Genomic DNA, 24,805 nt, shown 5'->3' with positions numbered 1-24,805 from the left:
TGGAATAATGAAGACATTTTTATTGACTATATGTTTCCTGTCTGTTCAGACAGGTATGGTGGCGATTGCTCAAGACAAAGAACAAACACCGGTGTATCTGGATGATACACAACCGATAGAGGTTAGGGTACAGGATGCGTTGAACCGTATGACTGTGGAGGAGAAAACTCGTCTTAGTTATGCACAAGGGAAGTTTAGCTCCCCTGGCTGTCCCCGTTTGGGTATTCCTGAACTTTGGATGAGTGACGGACCTCACGGCGTACGTGCCGAAATTAATTGGAATGATTGGGGATATGCCGGATGGACGAACGATAGTTGCACAGCCTTTCCTGCACTGACCTGTCTGGCAGCTAGCTGGAATCCGCTATTAGCAGCGAAATATGGATATGCTATCGGTGAAGAAGCCCGTTATCGTGAAAAGGATGTTTTGTTGGGACCGGGTGTGAATATCTATCGTACTCCGCTCAACGGGCGTAACTTTGAATATATGGGGGAAGACCCTTATTTAGCCTCGGAGCTTTGTGTACCTTATATTCAGGGAGTGCAGAAGAATGGAGTAGCCGCCTGCGTAAAACATTACGCACTGAACAATCAGGAATTATGGCGGGGACATATCGATGTGCAGCTAAGTGACCGTGCATTGTATGAGATATATCTGCCTGCCTTTAAGGCTGCTGTGGAAAGAGGGAAGGCTTGGTCTATTATGGGAGCGTACAATAAGGTGCGCGGAACTCATGCTACTCATCATAAACTGCTGAATAATGATATATTGAAGGGAGAATGGAATTTCGACGGTTGTGTCATAACAGATTGGGGAGCTGCGCATGATACCTATGAAGCTGCCATGTATGGCTTGGATATTGAAATGGGATCTTATACGAATGGTTTGACTTCAGAATCGGAATTCGGTTATGACGATTATTACTTGGGTAAGTCTTATCTGAAAATGGTTCGGGAAGGTAAGATTCCGATGGAAGTAGTGAATGATAAGGCTGCCCGTGTGTTGCGTCTGATTTTCCGTACAGCCATGAATCGCAGGAAACCGTTCGGGGCACTGACTAGTGAAGAGCACTATCGTACGGCTTATGAGATTGCAACAGAGGGTATTGTCCTGTTGAAAAATGGAACCGGTAAGAAACAACCTGCCTTATTGCCTGTACCTCAAGGAAAATACAAACGTATTTTAGTGGTGGGAGATAATGCTACCCGTAATTTGATGTTAGGTGGTGGCTCTTCAGAGTTGAAAGTTCAGAAAGTGATTTCATCACTGGACGGTATAAAGGCCAAATTTGGTGACGGTGTGGTTTATGCACAAGGTTACACAAGCGGTCGCCCGATGTATGGACGGGCGGATGTTATTCCGCAGGTTACTGTGGATTCTTTGCGTAATGATGCGGTGGAAAAGGCGATGAATTCGGATTTGGTGATTTTTGTAGGCGGACTAAATAAGAATCATTTTCAGGACTGTGAGGGTGGAGACCGTTTATCATACGAACTTCCTTTTGCGCAGAATGAGTTGATAGAAGCCTTGTTGAAGGTAAATAAAAATCTGGTAGCAGTGATTGTCAGCGGAAATGCGGTGGAAATGCCTTGGGTAAAGGAGATTCCTTCTATTGTCCAGTCGTGGTATTTAGGCTCTGTTGGTGGGGAGGCGCTGGCTGATGTGTTGAGTGGAGAGGTGACTCCCAGTGGTAAACTTCCTTTCTCTTATCCGGTGAAACTGGAGGATTGTCCGGCTCATTTCTTTGGGGAAATCAGTTATCCGGGCGATAGCATCCGTCAAGAATATAAAGAAGATATTCTGGTTGGCTATCGTTGGTATGATACGAAGAAGGTGCAGCCACTTTTTCCTTTTGGTTATGGCATGAGTTATACTACCTTTGAGTATAGTAAACCTGTAATATCGGCTCAAACAATGAATACTGATGGCAGTATAGATGTTTCTGTAAAGGTTAAGAATACAGGAAAAGTAGCAGGGAAAGAGATTATCCAACTATACATTGGTGATGAGGAGTGTAGTGTCCTGCGTCCGGTTAAGGAATTGAAAGATTTTCGGAAGGTACAACTTCTTCCGAATGAAGAAAAAGAGGTGAAGTTTACAATCAAACCGGAAGCATTGCAATTCTTTGATGATAAACAGCGTACTTGGGTGGCAGAACCTGGAAAATTCAAGGCATACATTGCCGCCTCTTCTTCTGATATTCGCGGTACGGTGACATTCGAATATATTCAATAATAAAGTTAACGGGTTGATACACAACGCTTAGTGGACATATAGATACAGAGTGGTGGATATATATACTCACCATCATGTATCTATATGTCCACTATGATGAGTATGTATGTCCACCAAACTGAAAGACGATGTTTTATGATTGTTTATTGAATACCCTATTTCAGTTTCTTCTGATATTCATCCGAATTCAATATTTCCAGTGCTTTTTGTATACTCTCATTCGTGGTATTCATTACCCGGAAATATTCGTTCATATCCCAAAGGTCACGGGCTATCAATGCTTTGAGCTGGGTCTTGATAAGAGGGAGCGATTTCTGATATTGCTCTTCATTGAACTTCACTCCTTCTTTCTCTCCGATTTCTTTTAGATTGGCGAGCATGTCATCATCGACTACGAATTTCTCATCAAACGATTCGAACTTCTTGTATTTGTTTGCCAACTCTTTCCGGTGTCCTTCGATAAACTGCATGGTGAATTTAATCACGGCTCCTTTGGCTACCAGATTACGGTGATAATTCGTATAAAGAGTAGTGTCGATAGGTACGAAATAATCCGGCATGATACCACCTCCACCATAGACGGTACGTCCGAGTTTCTTGGTTTGTACTTTCAGCGAATCCGGGAAATGAATACTGTCAGCATTCATCAGTTCACCGTGGTTGAAACGTTCTATCAAATCCTTGTTGTAATCAACAGTACTGTCGTACGGTTTTTGGATGGAACGACCCGATGGAGTATAATAGCGTGCAATAGTCAAACGAATCATGGAACCGTCCGGCAGGTCGATAGGACGTTGCACCAATCCTTTGCCGAAAGAGCGGCGTCCTACAATAATTCCTCTGTCCCAATCCTGTACTGCGCCACTGACGATTTCACTGGCAGAGGCTGTGTACTCATCCACCAGAATGATAAGACGTCCATTACGGAAATCTCCATTCCCTTTGGCATAGAAATCACTGCGTTTGGCAGTCCGGCCTTCGGTATATACGATTAGCTCCTTTTGTCCCAGGAATTCGTTAGCAAGGTCAATGGCTGCATTGAGATAACCACCTCCGTTTCCTTGCAGGTCGAGAATCATATCCTTCATACCTTGCTTCTGAAGACTTGTCATTGCTTTTTTGAATTCTTCGGCAGTGGTTGCTCCAAAACGGTTGATGCGGATATAACCCGTTTTAGGTTGAATCATATAGGAGGCATCGAGGCTAAGGATAGGTATCTTGTCTCTTTTCACTGTAAACAATAAAGGGTCTTGCACGCCACGACGAACGATTGTTAGATTGACTTTCGAACCTTTCGGACCACGAAGGCGCTTCATAATATCTTCCGTACTCATTTTCACTCCGGCAATGGCGCTGTCATTGACCGCAACGATACGGTCACCGGCAAGGATGCCGACTTTCTCGGAAGGTCCGTTGCTGACAGGTTGCACCACCAACAGGGTGTCTTCTATCATCTGGAATTGCACTCCGATACCCTCGAAGTTACCTTGAAGTGGTTCGTTCATCTTCTTCACTTCCTCTGCATCCGAATAAGTAGAGTGCGGATCAAGTTGTGCCAGCATTTTGATGATGGCTTCTTCTACCAACTTGTCTTCATCTACTTTGTCCACATAGAAATTGGAGATTGCAAACTCTGCCATTTGTAACTTTCGCATGGCTTCGGAACCGAAGTTCTGGGCTTGTATGGCAACTGCCCACAAGCAAACGGATAGTATAATCGTTAGTTTCTTCATCATCTTTTCTGACTCATCGCCTATTCCCTAACGAGTGTTATTCACTCATTTTCATTCCTTTGGGAATAAACTGGCTGATATCTTTATTATAGGTTAATAACTCGCGTACAATTGTAGAGCTGACGCAAGTCAGTTCCGGTTCTGTGAAGAGCAGGATGGTTTCAATCCCTGCCAGTTTGCGGTTAATGTCTGCAATGGTCTCTTCATACTCGAAATCCTTCACCGTACGGATACCGCGGACAATGAACCTGGCCTCTACTTCCTGCGCAAAATCAATTGTCAGACAGTCATAGGACATCACCTGGATGCGAGGTTCGTCTTTATAAAGTTCCCGAATCATTTCTTCTCTTTTCTCAATGGGGAAGTAGGTATTCTTGTTCTCATTGATACCGATTCCTATCACGATTTCGTCCATAAAGGTAAGTGCACGTTCCACTACCGAGTAATGTCCGATGGTGAAAGGGTCGAAAGTACCCGGGAATATTGCTTTTCTCATGATGCCAAGTCTTCTTCTATAACCAGATTGTCTATAATAAAGTTCTGTCGTTCCATGGTATTTTTGCCCATGTAGAATTCGAGTAGTTCTTTTACCGCATCCGTTTTGCGCAGTGTCACCTGCTCCAGACGCATATCTTTACCAATGAAATGTTTGAACTCATCCGGTGAGATTTCTCCCAAACCTTTAAATCGGGTGATCTCTGGATTCGGTCCTAGTTCATTGATAGCATTGATGCGTTCTTCCTCGCTGTAGCAGTAATTTGTCTTTTTCTTGTTGCGTACACGGAACAAAGGCGTCTGCAGGATATATACATGTCCTTTCTTGATGAGATCAGGGAAGAATTGCAGGAAGAAAGTAATCAGCAACAGGCGGATGTGCATACCGTCCACATCGGCATCGGTTGCTACGATTACTTTGTTGTAGCGTAATCCTTCAATACCATCTTCTATATTCAGGGCTGCTTGAAGCAGGTTGAATTCCTCGTTCTCGTAAACCACTTTTTTGGTCAGTCCGAAAGAGTTCAATGGTTTACCACGGAGACTGAATACAGCTTGGGTGTTGACATCACGACTTTTGGTGATGGAACCGCTTGCAGAGTCTCCCTCGGTGATAAAGATGCAGGAGTCTTCCTCCAGTCCTTTGCCTTTCGGGTCGTTGAGGTGTATGCGGCAGTCACGCAATTTGCGGTTGTGCAGGTTGGCTTTCTTGGCACGTTCACGGGCAAGTTTCGTTACCCCTGCAATGGCTTTACGCTCCTTTTCAGATTCTTGTATCTTTTGTTGAATTACTTCGGCTATGTCCGCATTCTTGTGCAGGAAGTTGTCCACTTCCTGTTTGATAAAGTCGCCTACATACTTATTGACCGTTACGCCACCGGGAACCATATTGGTAGAACCCAGTTTAGTTTTCGTCTGACTTTCGAAGATCGGTTCTTCCACATTGACGGCAATGGCGGCAACCAATCCGTTACGGATATCGGTGTAGTCCATGTTCTTGTTGAAGAACTCTTTGATGGTACGGGCAATGTGTTCTTTGAAGGCACTTTGATGCGTACCACCTTGGGTAGTATGCTGACCGTTGACGAAAGAATAATATTCTTCTCCGTATTGTCCGGTATGCGTGAAGGCGATTTCGATGTCTTCCCCTTTCAGGTGGATGATCGGGTAAAGCCCGGTTGCCGTCATGTTGTCGTTCAAAAGGTCTACCAGACCGTTGCGCGACAAGATACGGTGTCCGTTATAGATGATAGCAAGCCCCGTATTGAGATACGTGTAGTTACGTAGCATTGTCTCAATAAATTCGGGCTTGAAACAGTAATTCAGAAATAGTGTATTATCCGGTTCAAAGAAGATGTAAGTTCCGTTTTCTTCTTCGGTATTCTTTGTCTCATCGGTCAGTAAGTTTCCTTTTGAGAAAGTGGCGATACGCACTTTGCCGTCGCGGTAACTGCGTACCTCGAAACGGGAGCTTAAAGCGTTGACGGCTTTCACACCGACACCATTCAGTCCGACACTTTTCTTAAATGCCTTGCTGTCGTATTTACCACCGGTATTCAGCATGCTGACAGCCTCGATGAGTTTTCCCTGTGGGATGCCTCGTCCGTAGTCGCGTACACTGACACGAAGGTTTTCTTCAACGGTAATCTCGATTTTCTTACCGGCTTGCATTTTGAACTCGTCAATACTGTTGTCAATTACTTCTTTCAGGAGGACATAGATTCCATCTTCGGCATGTGCACCGTCGCCCAGCCTTCCGATATACATACCGGGGCGTGTGCGTACATGTTCCATGTCACTCAAGTGGCGGATGTTGTCGTCAGTGTACTCTACTGCATTGTTGTTGTCTACAGGTATCAATTCGTTCTCTTCCATAGCTGTTTTTTTATTTTATCTCTTTGATGAACGCACGGCGGCGCTTATGTTGTTGAGTCTCAAAGTAATCCCATTGTGCCTGAACTTTTCCATTCAGTTCCAGTTCGGGGTTGCTTTCCGCAAAGATAAAACCTAATTTTTGATAAACTGGAATTAAATCGGAAAATAACAAAGCGTTAACACCTTTATTTTGATATTCCGGTTTCACTGCAACGAGTAGCAGATCAAGCATTTTGGCACGACGTTTCATGAATAATGCCTTTAACAGATAGAACCATCCGAGCGGCAACAGACGTCCGTTTGATTTCTGTAAAGCTTCAGCGAGAGATGGCATAGAGATACCTACACAGACTAGTTCATCATTGGCATCAGTAATCAGTGTAACCATCCGTAAGTCAAGGATCGGCAGATACATTTTCACGTATTGGTCGATTTGCCGCTGTGTCAGCGGAGAATAACCATAAAGTGGACTATATGCTTCGTTCATCAGTTCGAAAATCTTCTGTCCATAGTCTTTGGCTATCTTTCTTCCGGAAGTATATTTCTTTATCTTAAGGTTGTATTTTCGTTGGATCAGTTCGGAGATACGCTTATGTTTGTCGGGAATAGCATCCGGTATGTAGATTTTGTATTCCACCCAGTCGGCATCTTTCTCGAAGCCTAGTTTTTCCATGTGTACCGGATAGTACGGGTAGTTGTAGATAGTGGCCATGGTGCTAAGCTGGTCGAATCCTTCGATCAGCATTCCTTCCGCATCGAAATCAGTAAATCCGAGAGGACCGGCAATATGAGTCATACCCCGTTCTTTTCCCCATTCTTCCACTGTTTTGATAAGTGCGGATGATACTTCGGGATCGTCGATGAAGTCTATCCATCCGAAACGAACGTTTTTACATTCCCACTTCTTGTTCGCCTGGTTATTGATAATTGCAGCTACACGTCCTACTATTTTATCGTCCCGATATGCGAGGAAATAATCAGCTTCACAGAATTCGAATGCTGCATTTTTCTTCTTGTTGAAGGTGTTGAGCATGTCGTCATAGAGGTCAGGCACAGAGTAAGGGTTGCCCTTGTACATTCTGTAATTGAAACGGATAAATTTCTTAAGTTCTCTCTTTGTGGAGACTTTCTTGATTGTAATAGCCATATCTCGTATTTATGATTTGAGGAAGCAAAGATACGTGATAATCTTTAAATTACAACGCGCCGGAAAGAGAAAATATAGTCTCTGGACGATTAGGGAGTGGACTGTAAATATGAAAAATACCGGAAATGATGATCATACATTCATTGCCGGTATTCTTTTTCTGTTTTTGTAGGCCGTTTATTGGCTGATGTGTCCTTCGAAAGGCGAGGCAGGCAAACCGGCTGCGTTGTATAAGTTAGCATCATCGGGATTATCTCCCCAAGCATATCGTACAGAGACCGGTTGCTGTATTTCCTTATTCCATACTATTACTTTATTGTTTTCGATTTTAGCCTGTGCCCATTGGTATTTTCCATCTGCGCCGGCAATGGCGAATCCTGATAAATAGCCATATTTATTACGAGCTACTAGTTGCTCGTCACAAGCGTTAAAGGTGACCTCCAGTGCATCTCCGATTCTTTTTACCGACTGGAATATCGGGCCGGTGCAAACAATAGAGTTATATCCGTAATCATTGTGGAGAGCATGCAAAGCAAGTCGTTTACCTACATCTTGTTTGTTGCGGGGATGTATGTCATTTTCTTCACCGATGTCTATAATGACGGCCTGTCCTGTATGTGGTAAGGCCAGTGTCTTCGACTGTGTATCCCGCAGGTTTGCCCAATGACTTTCAGAGGGCTGCTTGGCCGGAGACATGAAGTTTGCTAATTGAACCCAATAAAATGGGAATTCGTTATTCCATCTACTTCTCCAGTCTGTAATTAAAGCCGGAAATAAATCAATGTATTCGTTGGCGCGGGCGGCATTGTTTTCTCCCTGATACCAGATTACCCCTTTCATCCCCAAACCTACCAGTGGATGAATCATTGCGTTGAACAGCAAAGAAGGAAAAGCGTTAGGACCATATTCTACATAATCATATTGTGCACTCGATACTGCAACTTTATACTTCCAATTATCACACAAAGGGAAAATTCGGTTGTTGACTTTCAGGTATACTTCATCTTTAGGACCATATAGACCGCCTCCTCCACGATAGTCGGATATTTTAATAGTGATGGTATTCTGTTCCTTTAATACTTCTGCCGGGATCTTGTATAGACGTTTCAGGTCATATCCTACCGTTCGTCCTACTTCATGTCCGTTAACCCAGGTAATGTCATCGTCATCGATAGTACCGAGACTCAATTCTGCATCCTGTCCTAAACAGTTGACCGGTATGGAAAACTGATAAGTAAACCATACAACTCCATCTATACCGGATAATTCCTCATTTGACCATAATGACGGAACAATATGTTCCTTCCAGTTTTCTGTAGAGGTGTTTTCTAAATACCATTTCTCTTTTTCTCCCGGTTCGTTTATGATGGCTTGTTCGAATTCCTTTTTGACTTTGTCACTGTGTTTGATGTATTCTTCGAATTCAGAAGAGCGCATACGGGCTAATGATTTTTCATATTTCGGAAAATGCTCTATCACTTCCATGCTCATCCAGGTTTCGATGTCCGTACCACCCCATGAGGAGTTGATGAATCCGATAGGAATATTGAGTTTTTGGTATAATTCACGTGCAAAGAAATAGCCGACAGCTGAAAAATCAGAAGCGGAGGCGGGTGAACATACTTCCCATTTACCTTTTAAGTCGGTTTTAGGAGTGTGCCCCATTTCTTGAATTACGTTGAATGAACGGATTTGAGGGTAATTGGCAGCTGCGACTTCTTCGGTAGCATGATTAGCGCTACGCAGACGAAACTCCATATTTGACTGTCCGCTACAAATCCATACTTCACCGATTAAAATATCTGTAAATGATAAAGTCTGCTTGAGGCTTTTTACATTTAGAGTATACGGTCCACCGGCTTGCATAGGGGGCAGGCTGACTGACCATTTCCCATTTTTATCGGTTCGGGTACTCTTTTGAGCATTTCCTAATGTTACGCTAATTCGCTCACCGGCACTGGCAGTTCCCCATATATTGATTGGCTTCTCACGTTGCAGCACCATGTGGTCTGAAAAGAAAGAAGGTACGGAAAGCTGTGCCATTATTTGTGATAGGACAAATAACAAGCAAACTGTTAATGATAGAAGTTTTTTCATCCGATGAGTATTTGGTGATTATTCATTAATATATTCTTTGGGAAGCAATATCTTACGAAGCGTATCGGCAAAGATTGCAGCCATGCGCTGTTGAATAAATGAATGTTCTCCATGTGGCGGATGCCATCCAAATATTTCTCCATGAGTCTCTTGTGAATCCCCAGTGTAAATTAGGCTATATTGTTTTCCTGTAACCGGATGTTTCTGGTTTTTGGAGAATCCGATGTATCTGTCGAATTCTACTACCGGGAATCCCCATTTTTCTGCCAGTTTTCGGACCGAAGTGTTGAATATCGGACGACTGTCATGCCAATGAGTACATAAGACAATAGAAGCAGGTTTCCCATAAGGAGTGTTGTAATATCTAGATTTTGGATTGAATTTCTGGTTATAACAGTCTGATATGTAGCGCTTGATGACATAATCATAGCAAACGGCATAGTCGGAAGCATCAAAAGGAGTTTTATAATCCTTGTAGTTCTCTTTTAAGTTTGCTTCGTTATATACGTCTTTTTCATGTACTTGCATCAAGACAAATACATCAATGTTATCGAACTCTTCCGGGGTATAGAGAGTACCGTCCAGCATTTTATTTGCAGTGTGAGCAATAGATTCTGCACTTACAGCCCGATTGATGGGGATGGCGTGAAGGGCACGACATCCCATTTCAAACCACTTATTGTTAGGTTCGGCAAAAGATGCTCCGGATAATAAAATGGTATAAGTGTCTTTATTTTGGGCTATTCCTGCTAAAGCGAGCAGGCAAATGAATGTGAATAAGGTGATTCTTTTGTACATAGTTATCGTTGATTGATTAATTGGTGAATAAAATCAAGTTCAAGTGAATGTTTTCCGGCTTGTAAAGTTATAGATTTTTGGGGTTCTGGCATTGTAAAAGGAACAAATGTTGCAGAAGTGCCTGCCGGAATATCGATTGTATAACGGATGCAGTCATTAGTTTGACGAACCCAGTTGATATTTAACCAGCCATAGGGAGTATTATAGCGTATGGTAAGTTCATTCATGTCTGCCGGAAAGAAAGGTTTTAGCAAAATATGCTTGAATCCGGGATGTTTTTCATCTATCTGAATTCCTCCCAGTCCTTTGTATAGCCATGCTCCTATTTCTCCGAACATAATATGGTTATATGAGTTGTCGATAACGACATCTGTCCGCCAATTTTCATGTAGAGTTGTAGCACCTTGTTTGATCCAGTACCCCCAGGAAGGATAGGTGTCTTGTGATGCGACTTTGTAAGCTGTTTCCGCATATCCGTTATCTGACAGGGCGGAAAGTAGGGCCTTGCTTCCTAATAAACCGACGTCCAGATGATAATCGTCTTTTTCTACCAATTCATGTAGTCTGGCAGCAACTTTCTTTTTATCTTCTTCCGGAACGATTCCCCAGTATAATGGCATGGCAAGTTCTGTCTGTGTTCCCCCTGCATATATTCCTGTTTCCTTATTGAGAAAACTGGTGTTGATAGCTTCTTTTATTTTTTGTGCCAGCGTGTTATAATAGGAGGCATCTTCGGCATATCCGAAAAGTCTGGCTGCTTTGGCTAGAATACAGACGTCCGTATAATAATAGATAGAGGAAGTCAAGGTTATATTGCTTTTTGAGCGTACAGGTACCCAGTCGCCCAGTCCCCAGTCTGTAAGATGATTGGTTGATATGGATTCTATATAGGAGACATATTTTTTGATTGGTCCGTACATGCGGCGGAGTAATGTGGTATCTCCGTAAAATCGATAAATTTCCCAAGGGATAATGGCGACAGCACTCGTCCAGTCGACCCCGTTGGCCCAATCATAGCCCCATACAGAAGTTGGGATGATACATGGGAGGACTCCGTTGTCTTTTTGTTCATCACAAAAGTCGTTCATCCATTTCTCATATATAGAGATACCATCGAAATTGTATAATCCTGTTTCTATGGCAATATGTGCATCTCCTGTCCAGCCATTCTTTTCCCGTTGAGGGCAGTCAGTCGGGTAACCGAACAAGTTGGCTAAATAGGAACTGTTAGTGGCTTTCCATATTTTGTTTAGCAGCTCGGATGACGAAGACCAGTAGCCGATGGCCGGAACATCACTGTGCATTTCTACTGCAATAAGATTTTCGTCGGATAATTGAATAGGGGTAGATGATGAGACTTCTACAAACTGAAAACCTTTGTAGTTGAATTTGGGCATGAATCTATCTTGCTTTCCGCTAAGTATGACGATGTCTGTTTGAAAAGGATCGCTGTCGTCTGTCGGCCGGTAGTGATAATCTATATTTGCCATGTTTACCATACCGTTTTTGTCTAAAAGTTCCCCATGTTTCAGGCGCAGTTTTGTTCCTTTTTTCCCTTTCACTTTTAGCTCGGTGACACCTGCAATGTTTTGGGGGAAATGATAGACGTAGCAGCTGTCATTTATTTTTTTGCATTGAGTTGCTGTATAGCGGGCCGTTTCACGAATCGGATACATAACTTGTGATTTGATCGTTTCCGTAGGCGATTCGGTTTCTTGTGCATGATACCATCCGGTAGCGTTGAATCCGGGGGAGTCCCAGCCTGCTAATTCTTTCTGTGCATCATAATGCTCGGCTGTATAGATGCTGTTGAAAATAACCGGGCTGTCAGTTGTTTGCCAGGTTGAGTCAGTACCCAGATATTCTGTTGTTCCATCTGTGTAACGCAGATGGAGTTGTGCTGTGAATTTAGGGCGGTTTCTCCATGAAGCCTTGTCGAAAAACCATACTGCTGTGGATTGATGATTATACCAGCCGTTCCCCAGTTGTACTCCTATTACATTTTCACCCAGAGATAGTAATGACGTAACATCATGAGTGACTGATAGTATACGTTTGTCGAAATGTGTATACATAGGGTCAAGGAAATGATTTCCTGCCCGTTGCCCGTTGATAGAGAGCTCATGCAGGCCTGCCGATGCAATAGTGAGTAAGGCTTGCTCGATTGTTTTGTCTAATTGGAAGCTCTTTCTATAATAGGGTGCCGGACGGTATGTGATGTCATGTTTATCAGTAATCCATTTCCCTTTCCAGTTGTCGGGTGATAAACATCCTGTTGTGAAGGAGGATATTGGAGAAAATGTAGTTTTCTGTTTGGAAGAGGTTTGATAGCCTATTTTCCAATAATATGTTGTATATGAATCTAATGGTTGTCCATCATAGGAGACTCTTATGGGAGCTCCTATGATGGATTTGTTCCAATAACCGGACTGTCTGCCTGATAATTGAGTACTGTCTGTTGATAGCCATATTTCAACTCTGTTGATACTATCTTCCTCTAGCAGCGGAAGTTTCCAGGAGAGTCTGGGAGTTTGAGTATCTACTCCTACAGGAACGGGTATATTCTCACATTTTAATTCAAATGGCGGTTTTAGCTCTTGAGGTACACATGAGAATAGGGTTGTGCCCAATAGTAAATATAAATAGGACCGAATTGGAATATGAGCCATATTGGTTAGTTGGTTAGTGATGAATTTACTTTTTTCTTCTCTCTTCGAGTTCTGTTGATATTTCATATAATCTTTTTTCATTTAACGGATAACGTGAAATGAAGAATGCTGATAGCATGGTGGCAATTGCCGGGAAGATACTCATCATCATACAAATGCCGGTTTGAGCAAAGTCGGATTGGATTACATTTGCTTTGAAACCGAAATAGGCCAGTAGCCATCCGGTCAAAGCACCTCCGATTGTCCAACCGAACTTTTGAGACATGGACGAAGAAGAGAATATCAGGCCGGTTGCCCGTCTTCCGGTTTTCCATTCGGAATAGTCTGATATATCTGCATACATAGACCATAATAAAGGAGAAATAATACCCGCACAGATACTTATTAAGACCTGTAAACAAAGAATTCCCCAGATAAAATCTTTAGGAAGGAAGTAGAATAAAACACTTAGAATGGTAGCGCCAACCATTGCTACAAAATAAGTTTTCTTTTTACCGATTCTTTTGGTGAGTGATGGCACAAACATGATTCCGAGGATATTGGCGGCTTGTCCTAATACCAAGTAGATCGTGATTAGAGTAATGGCACTATTCATGAATGAGAAAGAGAATGTATCGGAGCTGTCTACATAATATTTGAAATAGAATACAGCAGAACCGTCACGAAGAGAATTGAACACTAATGCCATGATTCCTGCGCATAAAAGAATCCACCAGGGTTTGTTTCTGCCCAGATCTTTCAGATCTTCTTTCAGTGATCCTTTTTCTTCCTTTATGGGCTGCACTCTTTCTTTTGTCCATAGAAAAGTTAATAAGAACATTCCACTAGCCATAATCGCAAATACGACTGCAGCCATCTGCCAGCCGAAAGCGATGTCAGGTATATTTTCCGTTATCTTCATTTTACTGAATATATCAACCAGTGGCTCAATGAGGAATAGTACCAGAATACTTCCTCCAAAAGCAAATGTCATGCGGTAGGAGGAGAACTCTGTGCGTACTTGTGGATTGGCAGACATTACTCCTAATAGAGATGCGTACGGAACATTGATTAATGAATATACCATCATCATAAGGGTATATGTGGCATAGGCAAATATTATTTTGGTAGTCATGTTATCTCCAAAAGATGAGAAGGTCAGTATACCACAGATGCCGAATGGTATGGCTATCCATAGTAGGTAGGGGCGGAATTTACCCCAGCGTGAGTTTGTCCGGTCGCCTAATATTCCGACAAACGGATCGAGGAAAGTGTCCCAAATGCGTGTGATAAGGAACATTGTTCCTACCACTGCCGAAGAGATACCTACCACGTCTGTGTAGAAGAATAGCAGATACATTGTGAATAACTTCCAAAACATGGAAGAAGCAGCATCTCCTAATCCATACCCGATTTTTTCTCTTAGTTTTATGTTTTCCATGGTGATGTATTTATTGTTTCAGGTATTGTTTATTGTGGTTTACCATAGTAATGATCCGCTTCACAGATTCTATAGAACGGAAACCGTCGGTTGGTGTGTGCAGACAATAATCTACAAGCTGGCTTACTGTTGATTCGGCTACATGAAGACGGGTGTCTGAAGACGCATAATAGATATAAATTTTTCCGTTATCATCTTCAATCCATCCGTTTGAGAATAATACATTCGATACATCACCGATTCTTTCTTCTCCTATAGGGGCCATGAAATAACCTGCAGGTTCAGCTATAATTTCTGTCGGATCTTCTAAAGAAGTCATGTATAAGTATAATACATAGCGTAATCCGGCTGCGCATCCTCTTACACCATGTGCTAAATGTAACCATCCTTGTGGAGTTTTAATGGGGTGTGGCCCTTCTCCATTTTTTACCTCCTTGATCGTATGATAAAACCGTTTATTGATGATTTTTTCCTCTTTTATTTCGGCATGACAGATGTCATCTATGAGTGCCCATCCGATACCTCCTCCATTGCCGGCGTCAATAAAACCATCTTGAGGGCGGGTATACAGGGCATACTTCCCATTCACAAATTCCGGATGAAGCACTACGTTACGTTGCTGGCTCGGAGATTTCAGATCCGGCAAGCGTTGCCATGTTTTTAGGTCTTTTGTTCGTGCAATACCTGCAACGGCTACTGCGGAAGATAAATCACCGGCTGGAGCGTTTGTATCTTTGCGTTCCGCACAAAAAATGCCATAAATCCATCCATCTTCATGTGCGGTCAGGCGCATATCGTACATATTGGTATCAGGAATGTCTGTCTCCGGCATTTCTATCGGATAATCCCAAAAACGAAATCCGTCTACGGGACTATTACTTTCTGCTACTGCAAAGAATGATTTTCGGTCTGCTCCTTCCACACGCGCCACAAGATAGTATTTATGATTGATCTTGATGGCTCCCGTATTCATTACAGCGTTGATACCAATTCTTTCTTCCATGAATGGGTTTTGTTTTTCATCAAAATCATACTTCCAGATGAGTGGTGCATGTTCTGCTGTTAATACAGGGTGGTAGTAACGTTTATATATACCGTTGCTATTGTTACATATCTCATTTTTTCGGTTGATAAGAGCTTCATAATTTTGTGTTAGCTCTTCTAATCTATTACTTTTCATATTCTATAGTTATTTTTCTCGGTTAATTATTCTATAATTAAAACCCAGTCATTTCCTTTTCCCTTTGTGGGAGAGGATACGGGAATGGTATCTGCTGTTGTATTTTGATGGAATGTGATTCTTCCATTGCGAGGATTCATCCACTTTAAAGACCGTTTGGATGCCTTCATTGAAGGCAAATAAATCGTTCTCTCTCCACCTTGTGGAAAATATACTAATAAGTAGTCTTTGTTGCCGAATGCTACGGGATAGTTTTTATTTTCTAAAGGTATATTGCCAAAGATGGTTTGTTGGTTTTTTCCTTGAGTAAAGTCAAATTTTTCCCATAATCTGCGAAAGTGAATTAAGTCCCATGCTCCTTGTTTATCCATTGATTGGTACCATGGAGTGTCGGCGTCACATTTAGGCTCACGTCCGGTATCAAACATCTGCCATATATCATTACAGCCGTATGTATATCCACAAGCTCCGCTGAACATACTTTGGTAAAGTGTATGGCGGATATCATCATCTCCAAATCTTCCATTTTCTTTTTTGAAATTGATCGGAATATTTTCATATCGGGGTTCTCCGTCCATGCATGGCTTGTGTGGTTCCTTTTTTAAATCGGGCAAAAGCAGACGTTGATAGATTGCGAAATCTTGTTGTGCGTGTCCGGATTGACACATATTAAAATCCAGCCACGAAGCATTGTGAAACCAGAACGAGGATGAGTGCTCTCCATGAGGATGATAGGTCATCAAATGGTTTTTGTCTACACTTTTAATACCGGTTGCTAATGCATTCCAAATGGCAAAGTTTTTTCCGTCTCCACTTCGATCACCTCCTATTATCCATATCAGATTGGGTGCGTTCATATAACGTTCTCCTAACCATTTGCCGTATCTATATGCATTTTCCGGTGTAAAAATCTCCGGTCCTTTTCCCCATTGTTTGTCTACCTTATCTCCCCAGGTTGGTAATAGAGCTATGTATAAACCTTTGGCTGCTGCCAGAGAAATAACTTTGTCTACATGAGTGAAATAGCCGGGAGCGGGCTTGTCAATATTGCCGTCAATTAACTTAGGTTCTCCGTTAGATGAAACATCCATATCATCTAATTCATCCAGGATTACCGTTTGTATGACGGTAAATCCTTTTTCTCTGCGATTCTCCAAATATAGTTCAGTCTCTTTGTCATTTAAGCGGCTGATGAGTTCCCATGCTGTATCTCCCATGTAGAGAAAAGGAGTTCCGTCACTGTATTCTAGGTAACGTCCTGAAGAATTTACCCTTAAGTTTCCTTTGGATAGATTCGTGGCGTTTCCTGTCCACCGGTCTTTTTGGGCGGAAGTTCCAGTTATACAAAACATGAATAAAATATAGCAGATGGAGAATCGTTTGAACATAATTCTATTTTTTTAAGGTACTTGTATATTTCTCAATGATAGGCATTTGCGGTCTGTCTTTTCCGTCTTTGGGGGTGATTGCCATGAAATAGGTATCCCACCACGGACCCGCAGCCCAATATGTACCATTGATTCCATTTTCTTGTAAATATCCCAAGAATAAGTCGAGGGTTTCATTCCAACGGGGATCATTGTCGGGGATTCCATATTCTCCGATAAAACCATGGAATTTATTCTGTTTAATCCATTCTACAAATGGTTTTACCCGGTCGATTCCTTTCTCCGGATAACATTCTTCCTCTTCGTATGAATATTTGTACGTACCGGATGCATCCTTGTCAAAATATACATGAGCTTCAAAAGCAAGGTTATTAGCCGGGTCTTTTAAGAATTTGAGTGTATCACTCTGCTCGATCCAACGCTCTGCTGATGACCAGTCGTTGCCGCCTACCATAATAAGCGTATTTGTGTCGACTTCTCGTATGGCATTGATGGACGCTTGTGCCATGTCGAACCACTTGGTTTCCGGGGCCAGATCATGTGGTTCGTTCATTAGCCCGTAACCATATATGTTTTTAAAAGTGGAGAATTCTTTAGCGATAGCTTGCCAGAAAGAAGCCAGGTCTTCGATTGTTAATTCATTGTTTCCAATGAGGGTATGTTCGTTGTTCATGAAGCGGCGACAGTAATTATGTAAGTCAAGAATAACCACCATATCGCGTTTCTCTGCTGCTCTGACCAATTCTTTCATTTTATTGAGGTCATGCTGGTTTAGCGGTCCTTTTAAGTCAAGTTGTAGCCGTTCCCATTTGAATGGTAACCGGATAAGTTTCAGCCCTTTCTTTTGCCAATATTCGAGGTCTTGATCTGTCGGGTAGGTATAGTCTTTATTATACTCACCGGGGAAAGATGAACCGAAGTCCGCGCATGCCAAGTTTACTCCGTAAGGTTCACCTGTCTCTTTTACCGGAGGTTGATTACTTTTACATCCATTTAGAGTAAGAAGGCTAAGTAGTAGAAAAGCCGAAATAAAAACTTTTTTCATAATGTTCTGTTTAATAGGGTGATTGAAGATTCCAGCCTTTTACAATAACTGGAGATTCCAAATTTATTTTTAATATTTTTGATTCCTGTGGGTTAAGCCATATATAGTTCTCCGAAACGATAAGTTGGTCCATTTTTTCTGGTACTTCTACGTGTACTCCGATAGCAGGGTGCTTTCCTGTATTTGTTAAAGTCACCATATTACCTGTGCGTTCCATTTTAATTTCTGTTTGGGGCATTGATACGATGGAGCCCGGACGTACTTCGTAATTGGTAAAGTAATAATTCCGATATATGTTTTTGTTATCTTTGATTATGTCCAGAACAAAGAATAGCATGGTCGATTTGGTTTGTTCTCTATTCAGATTTATTTCTCCTAGTTTTTTGACGACATTATCATCGCCGATACCGTTGAAAGTATGGGTGGCAACAGTATCTAGTAATGCATTGTATATAGACACTTTGACTTGATAAGGTTCTTTCTCTAATGTTTGGCAGTCATCAAGTAGATAGACAGGAAGACTGACTTCTTGACTGGCAAGGTTGCTGCGGTCAAATAGCATGACTGCTGCTAACGGGGCAAAAGACTTTTGCACAAAATAGTGAACGGGTTTTATGATACCATAATAGTCTACACATGACCATGATACACCAGGATAGTTATCGTTCATCTTATAATAAAGTGCTCCGGTAGTATGAGGCCATAATGTGCGTGCCCGTTCTAATGTATGGCGTACTCCTACTACTTGTGCTAACTGTGACCCGAGTATGAAAGAAGCCAGCGAGTCCTTCGGCATAAAATAACCGGAATATTGAGTAAGTTTCTCTATTTCTCTCATCGTTCCGAAGATAGGAGTGTGGTGCGTGAAATTACCGCTCCTTTGGGGAGGCCACACTTCTTTTTCCTCGTCCAAATATCTACGCACTGTCTCGATGTGAGGCAATGATGCTATCCCAAATTCTCCCCAAAAAGGAGCGGTCATATTCAAATTGTGATTAAGATGAGCATCGTCCCACCAGCAGTTGTAATTGTGCAGGCTGCCTCCCCAGGCTTCCCCACGATGGAAGGGACGTGTTCCGTCAAGTTCTATACTAAGTCGTCCCATCATGTCAATTGCAGGTCCGAATGGTTTATCTGATTCATTCCCTGCTCCCCACATAATAAGAGAAGGGTGATTTCTTAATCGTTTGGTATTTCTTTCCACTGTTTCTTGCAGGATAGTGTACGGTTGCGTGTTATGGCTATTCCAGGCCGTTGGCCATTCTTGCATGACTAAAATACCATATTTATCGCATAATTCGTAAAAATCATCGGTTTCGGGCATTCCTCCTCCCCAGGCTCTTAACATTTGTATGTGCTGGCTTTGGGCTATCTGGAGCAAATGCTCGTATTTATTTCTTGAGAAGTCCATTAATGCATCCATAGTGCACCAGCCTGTTCCTTTTATGAACATCGGCTTGCCATTGATGACGAATGTCCAGTTATAATAATCTTCTTTAGCACCATCAATTAATGGTCTCATCTCAATAGTCCGTATACCGAACGACGTTTTTATATGGGCTGTCTTCCCTTTTTGTGGAACGAAGAATAGGTTGAGGTCGTATAGTGATTGTTCTCCTCTGTCATTGGGCCACCAAAGATGCGGATCTTTGATTTGAAAGTCTAAAGATAAAGTTTCCTGTTTTTTCTGACTATTTATGTCGAAACGATAATATTGTGTTATTCCTTTGAAGTTCTTGGGAGATACTTCTGCATATAATACTCCTTTTAATGGAGATGATTTTTTATGCAGATCAAGAGTTAAGCGCATTTGACCATCGAGCGAACGAGTAGCGATGAAGGGTGATTCTATTTCTACTGCGGCTTGTTCTTTTAATTGAACACTACGCCAGATTCCTAATGATGGGATTTGTGCATAATGCCATCCATAAACGCAATTGAATACAACTGTATATTTCCAACTTTCATTTGCGTTGGGAGGCCAGTTGCCCAGAAACATTTGAGGGATGGCTTCTAGTTTTACTATGAGAGTGTTTTTATTCTTTAAATAGTTACCTATTGAAAAATCGGGCCCTCCGAACATACCTTCGTGTGTTCCTAAAAGTTTTCCATTGAGCCATATTGTACATTTGTTAGCAATTCCGCCAAAAGATAATATACAGTGAGATGAGGGGGAGTCTAGTTCGAACTCCCGCTTCATCCACCATGTCTTGTAAGATTGTTTTTCTGCAATAGAGTCATTCTGTCCGATGTATGGATCGGGTATGATTCCATTTTCTACTAATGCGGTGTGAATACTACCAGGCACATGGGCAGGTATTTGATCTGTCCAGATAGTGTGTAAACGTTCTTTTTCAGTTCCTCCTTCTGCCAGTTGCCAGGTTCCGTCCAAAAAGATGTTTGCAGGAGTATCTCTGACAAGAGGAATATTTCCTGTTTCAGTCATCTGTATACCTTTTACTTCCATTGGAGATAGCTTTGCTGCAAAGCTTTCTCTGTCTATCTCATCCATTGATTTTTGTGCAATAACCATTGGAGTGGATAGCAGTAAAGTGATAATAGTGATGATTCGAGTTCTCATGGACAGTATTTATTCTGATTATTGTTGTGTACTTTTATATTTCAGGAGCGTGCTTAATTGCGGACGATCCTGTGTGTAATTATTGGTCGGTTGGACAGATAAGGGATAATCACCCCATCGTGGACCGGCAGACCAGTAAGTTCCGTTTATTCCATTTTCTTGTAGATATTTAAGTGCTGCATCAAGAATATCCATCCAACGGCCGTCAGTATCAGGTATACCATATTCACCAACGAATCCACGTTTATTATTTTCTTTCAGCCAGTCAACAAAAGGTTTCAAACGAGCCACCCCTGTTTGAACGGTTGCACCATCTTCATCATATCCTTTATTATAGTTTCCGGAAGAATCCGAATCGAAATATATATGTGCCTGGAATATCAGGTTATTACTTGGATCTGTAAGAGTTTTCAGATTGTCACTGCATTCTTTCCATCGTCTGGCAGAGCTGAATTCGTCTCCGCTAACTATGATGGTCGTTTTAGTATCTATAGTGCGGATGGCATTAATGCAGGCTTGGGCTATGTTAACCCATGGTGTCGACGCCAGCATTTCGTAGGGCTCATTCATGATGTCGTAACCCCAGATATTTTTATAGTCTTTAAACTCTTTTGCCAGTTTCTTCCATACGTCACAGAAATTGTCAACAGTGCATCGTGCATTACCAATGATTGCATATTGATTATTTTGTGAACTTTGACCGTCGCAATATACACAATATCTTCCAAAGTTATGCATATCCAGAAGTATCTGTATGTTTCTATCTTCAGCGGCTTTGACGAATTTCTTCATTTTTGCCAGCTCTGTTGCATTTAATTCCCCATTCATTGTGGGTTGTATACGTTCCCAACGAAAAGGAAAACGTACCAGATAAAGGCCTTTGGCTTTAAAGTAATCCAAATCTTTTTCTGTGGGATAACCATAGTGGGTACCATCCACCCCCGGATACACATTCCCAAATTCAGCTCCTGACAGGTTAACTCCAAAATAAGCTGTTTGTTTGGTTGGTTGAGGCTCATCACTATTTTCTTCTTCGTCTGATTTGGAACAAGATGAAAATAGAAGTGCTACAATCGTTACTAATGAAAATAAGTCTTTTAGCATAAATCGAATCTTTTTGATTATGAGGGAACGCCCATATTAAAGCGTTCCCTTTTTTATTTTTACTTATGAACAAATCTGAAATTACACATACTTAAATCAAAATCCTGTGCAGATTCAGGAGAGAATATGATTTTGAAAGCTGTGTTGGTACTGGGATCGATGGAACTGGGCAACAATGATTCTGTGTCAGCACTGATCCGTACTGTTTGCCATCCGCCATAAGTATTGACCGGAATTCCTCCTTTGGAAGGATACCATCCATAATCTCCTAAGATGATACGCGCTTGGGCTGATATCGGGAATTTAGCTCCAGTACAGATTTCAAATCTTAAATCGTATGATGAAAGATCTGCGGCTACTTCTGCTGGTACAGTAATATATCCGGCCCACATAACCATCCATCCCCAAGCTTTCACGGAATTATTGAATCGAATATATTTTCCTCCTTCTACTAATGGTTCCGGTTGTCCTTCTAATGTGCCGTCACATAAGAAATTTTTCGGGGCATCAGGGAATTGGCTGGAATGTGTAAAAGCACCGCTTCCCGGCCAATTATTGAAATCAAAAAGTTGAGATACTCCCGGATCCATGTATGTGAGCTTGTATGCTTCATCCATATTGGCTCCTTTTATAGTAAGGGTAGATTTCGGAGTGGCATTTGCCGGGATTTCTATTGTTAGTTCTGTACGAGTGGCATCGATTACATTTACCGGTAAATTACCTAGATTAACAATTGCTTCTTCGATTGTAATACCGTAAAGGTCAAAGTTGTCACCTGTAATAACTGTCGTATCTCCTGGTTGGGTAAATTCATTCTTGAGTCCATTGATTGTTAAATCAGGGATGGAAACAACAAAAGGAATACTTAGTTCTCCGTGTTTGGTTGTAATATAAATCGTGTTGGTCACTTCTTTAGGAAGTGCACGGGGAATAGGTGCGAGAAGCATATCGTAGGTCGAATATACCTCCTTGCTGTCCACTTCGATATCATTGAATTTTAGAGAGGTGATGTCTCCGAGATTTGTTCCCTCAATTCGTACTACTTGTTCGAAATTCGCTCCCTCAATGGGAAATTCAGCATCTGTTGCCAAAACAACTTTGTCTACAGTCGGAGCACCTGTTGACGGTTTGTTTTCTTTGGCTTTCAGATCGTCGACTTCAACAATATCCGTACAGGATGTTAAAGCAAATATGGATGCTGCGATTATTGCAAAATATTTTATTTTCTTCATAATCTGTTTTATTACATGGTTATAAGTGATTAATCCCAGCCAGGATTATTCTCATTAATTCCTTGGTTCGTCAGGATTTCAAGAGTCGGAATCGGGAATAGCAGATGTTTACTGGAACGTTGTTTTACGTTATTGGCTTCATCCATTCCGCCTAGAGCATTCATTGCCTGCAAATAAATTCCCCAACGTATTAAATCCCAACGACGATCGCCTTCCAAGGCTAATTCCATTGCACGTTCTTCAAGGATTGCAGAACGCAGGCTGGTTTTATCTGTAAAGTTTGCCAGTTCTTTACCTGTTGCGTTACTACGGGTGCGGACATCATTTAAAGCGTCTACCGATTCTTTTGTCGGACCATTTAATTCATTAGCTGCTTCTGCAAAAATTAGAACAACATCAGCATAACGTAAAAATGGGTAATTGGCATCTGTACGAGGTTGAGTCTGATCGGCTATTTGTTGTGAATATTTAGTGGTGAAAGCAAAGAACTGTTCTGAACCTGCTTCATCACATCTCCATCCGGAGGTTACTTTAGGATTATCGAACGGAGGCTCTTTGGCTTCAACCATACGTTGCCATTTCCCGAAGTTCGGATAGTATGAACCACCACCCCAACTTGTATCGGAGTTCTGACGTATCCAACAATGCAACACTCCTTTGTCCACGCGGTAGTCTTTTTCTTCAAACAATAGATACCAGTGTTTTCTACATCCTACCGTTAAACTATTGTCTATGTTTCCTGCTGCATTGAGTCTGCCACAGTAGTGCGAGCTGAATAGTGTACCGTATAATTCATCACCGGATTTAGTTTGTAAACCGAATAAGTGTTCACTACAAGTTTTGCCGGAAGGAGACCAAATCAAATCATAGTCCTCAAGTTTGTGTGTCCCATATTCTCCTCCGATTACATCTCCCGCAACTTCGTAGGCCAGTCTGTAATATTCTTGAGAAGAAAAGCTTTCGTAACCGGCAACTTGATCCTTGGAGAATGTTGTCGGAACAGGTTCTGTATACACTTTGGTCATAGTACCATTTACATTCTGCATAACAAACGGTGCACCGGTTTTTACTGTTATTTGTTCTCCGGTAGACATGGAAGCAGAACCGATAGTTGCATATACTTTGGCTAACAAACCTGCTGCAGTTGCAGCACAGACTCTTCCGGGTTTAAAGCCATTATCTGTGTTTTTATAAATCATATCTTTAGCATCCTTAAGCAAAGGTATGATTGTTTCCGTGTAGACTTGTGCAATCGGAATACGCGGATTGTTAGTATATTGTCCGGATTCGTTTACACTGACCGAATAAATAGGGATAGCTCCATAAGCACGTACCAAGTAGAAATATGCCCATGCTTTAAGAAAATAACATTCTCCTAATGCATTCTTTTTAAATTCTTCCGATACATTCTGCATCTTATTGATTTCAGAGACCGCTATATTTGCCCGGTTAATCAACGAGTACATTCCGGTCCAAAGTACATCGGCCTGTCCGTCACCTCCCTGGAAGTTACCACTTCCAAACTGGCTGAACTGCCATACTGCACCGGAAATATAGTCACAGTCATAGTCCAGCGGTCGTGGGAAACTACCGTATCTGAACATGGCTTCGTGTAATGTATTATATACTCCTGTTACCCACATGTCGGCACCATTATCAGAATCCTCAACATCTTCAGGGACAATGAAGTCGAAAGGCTTTTCTTCGATCATACTTTCGCATGATGTCATTACTGCTCCGGATAATAGGAGACTGGATGCCATCAGATATATGAATATATTTTTCTTTTTCATCATTTCTTGAGA

General features: G+C 41.8%; 16 protein-coding genes. 1 reads left to right on the top strand and 15 read right to left on the bottom strand.

All coding sequences use genetic code 11. The features are described from left to right. Nucleotides 1-7: 7 nt before the first annotated feature. On the top strand, nucleotides 8-2,236 hold the full coding sequence (locus tag Bovatus_RS14875; protein WP_004322983.1) for a glycoside hydrolase family 3 C-terminal domain-containing protein: 2,229 nt from the start codon (nucleotides 8-10) through the stop codon (nucleotides 2,234-2,236). A 155-nt stretch (nucleotides 2,237-2,391) separates the two neighbouring features. On the opposite strand, the gene Bovatus_RS14870 is transcribed toward Bovatus_RS14875, so the two are convergent. The 15 genes from Bovatus_RS14870 to Bovatus_RS14800 all read right to left on the bottom strand — a co-directional run bounded on the left by Bovatus_RS14870 (nucleotide 2,392) and on the right by Bovatus_RS14800 (nucleotide 24,793). After that, nucleotides 2,392-3,969, bottom strand: coding sequence for a S41 family peptidase (locus Bovatus_RS14870; RefSeq protein ID WP_004322984.1), 1,578 nt, complete (start codon nucleotides 3,967-3,969; stop codon nucleotides 2,392-2,394). A 37-nt stretch (nucleotides 3,970-4,006) separates the two neighbouring features. Continuing rightward, complete coding sequence (coaD, locus tag Bovatus_RS14865) at nucleotides 4,007-4,465, bottom strand: pantetheine-phosphate adenylyltransferase (RefSeq protein ID WP_004298426.1); 459 nt, start codon at nucleotides 4,463-4,465, stop codon at nucleotides 4,007-4,009. Further along, the gene (locus Bovatus_RS14860) at nucleotides 4,462-6,339 is read right to left on the bottom strand and encodes a DNA topoisomerase IV subunit B (RefSeq protein ID WP_004298424.1); all 1,878 of its coding nucleotides are present in this window, start codon (nucleotides 6,337-6,339) and stop codon (nucleotides 4,462-4,464) included. The genes coaD and Bovatus_RS14860 overlap by 4 nt, the downstream gene beginning before the upstream one ends. A 10-nt stretch (nucleotides 6,340-6,349) precedes the next feature. Beyond that, nucleotides 6,350-7,486: a GNAT family N-acetyltransferase gene (locus tag Bovatus_RS14855; protein WP_004298422.1), complete on the bottom strand. Its 1,137-nt coding sequence runs from the start codon at nucleotides 7,484-7,486 to the stop codon at nucleotides 6,350-6,352. A gap of 177 nt (nucleotides 7,487-7,663) precedes the next feature. Then, nucleotides 7,664-9,583, bottom strand: a complete 1,920-nt coding sequence (locus Bovatus_RS14850; protein ID WP_004322985.1) for a sialate O-acetylesterase — start codon at nucleotides 9,581-9,583, stop codon at nucleotides 7,664-7,666. 18 nt (nucleotides 9,584-9,601) lie between these two features. Next, nucleotides 9,602-10,381, bottom strand: coding sequence for a DUF5040 domain-containing protein (locus tag Bovatus_RS14845; RefSeq protein WP_004298414.1), 780 nt, complete (start codon nucleotides 10,379-10,381; stop codon nucleotides 9,602-9,604). Between the two features lie 2 nt (nucleotides 10,382-10,383). Beyond that, nucleotides 10,384-13,116: an alpha-L-rhamnosidase gene (locus tag Bovatus_RS14840; protein WP_052587924.1), complete on the bottom strand. Its 2,733-nt coding sequence runs from the start codon at nucleotides 13,114-13,116 to the stop codon at nucleotides 10,384-10,386. Beyond that, the gene (locus Bovatus_RS14835) at nucleotides 13,076-14,470 is read right to left on the bottom strand and encodes an MFS transporter (protein ID WP_004298410.1); all 1,395 of its coding nucleotides are present in this window, start codon (nucleotides 14,468-14,470) and stop codon (nucleotides 13,076-13,078) included. Before Bovatus_RS14835 ends, Bovatus_RS14840 begins: the two co-directional genes overlap by 41 nt. A 10-nt stretch (nucleotides 14,471-14,480) precedes the next feature. Further along, a complete protein-coding gene (locus Bovatus_RS14830) occupies nucleotides 14,481-15,650 on the bottom strand; it encodes a glycoside hydrolase family 130 protein (protein WP_004298408.1) in 1,170 nt (389 codons plus the stop codon). 26 nt (nucleotides 15,651-15,676) lie between these two features. Further along, the gene (locus tag Bovatus_RS14825; protein WP_052587923.1) at nucleotides 15,677-17,038 is read right to left on the bottom strand and encodes an apiosidase-like domain-containing protein; all 1,362 of its coding nucleotides are present in this window, start codon (nucleotides 17,036-17,038) and stop codon (nucleotides 15,677-15,679) included. A gap of 4 nt (nucleotides 17,039-17,042) precedes the next feature. Further along, nucleotides 17,043-18,083: a glycoside hydrolase family 5 protein gene (locus Bovatus_RS14820; RefSeq protein ID WP_004298404.1), complete on the bottom strand. Its 1,041-nt coding sequence runs from the start codon at nucleotides 18,081-18,083 to the stop codon at nucleotides 17,043-17,045. Between the two features lie 10 nt (nucleotides 18,084-18,093). Then, complete coding sequence (locus Bovatus_RS14815; RefSeq protein WP_052587922.1) at nucleotides 18,094-20,664, bottom strand: glycoside hydrolase family 2 protein; 2,571 nt, start codon at nucleotides 20,662-20,664, stop codon at nucleotides 18,094-18,096. Between the two features lie 18 nt (nucleotides 20,665-20,682). Beyond that, a complete protein-coding gene (locus tag Bovatus_RS14810) occupies nucleotides 20,683-21,768 on the bottom strand; it encodes a glycoside hydrolase family 5 protein (RefSeq protein WP_004298400.1) in 1,086 nt (361 codons plus the stop codon). Nucleotides 21,769-21,827: 59 nt separating this feature from the next. After that, nucleotides 21,828-23,000 (bottom strand): glycan-binding surface protein, encoded by a 1,173-nt coding sequence (locus Bovatus_RS14805; protein ID WP_004298397.1) that lies wholly within the window; start codon nucleotides 22,998-23,000, stop codon nucleotides 21,828-21,830. A 29-nt stretch (nucleotides 23,001-23,029) separates the two neighbouring features. Next, entirely contained in the window at nucleotides 23,030-24,793 is a 1,764-nt protein-coding gene (locus tag Bovatus_RS14800; protein ID WP_032850983.1) for a RagB/SusD family nutrient uptake outer membrane protein, read from the bottom strand. Nucleotides 24,794-24,805: the final 12 nt, after the last annotated feature.

Source organism: Bacteroides ovatus (genome assembly GCF_001314995.1).
In the GTDB taxonomy this organism is placed as follows: domain Bacteria; phylum Bacteroidota; class Bacteroidia; order Bacteroidales; family Bacteroidaceae; genus Bacteroides; species Bacteroides ovatus.
Note: the sequence above shows the minus strand (reverse complement) of the source record. Positions and strands in the feature narration are given on the sequence as shown.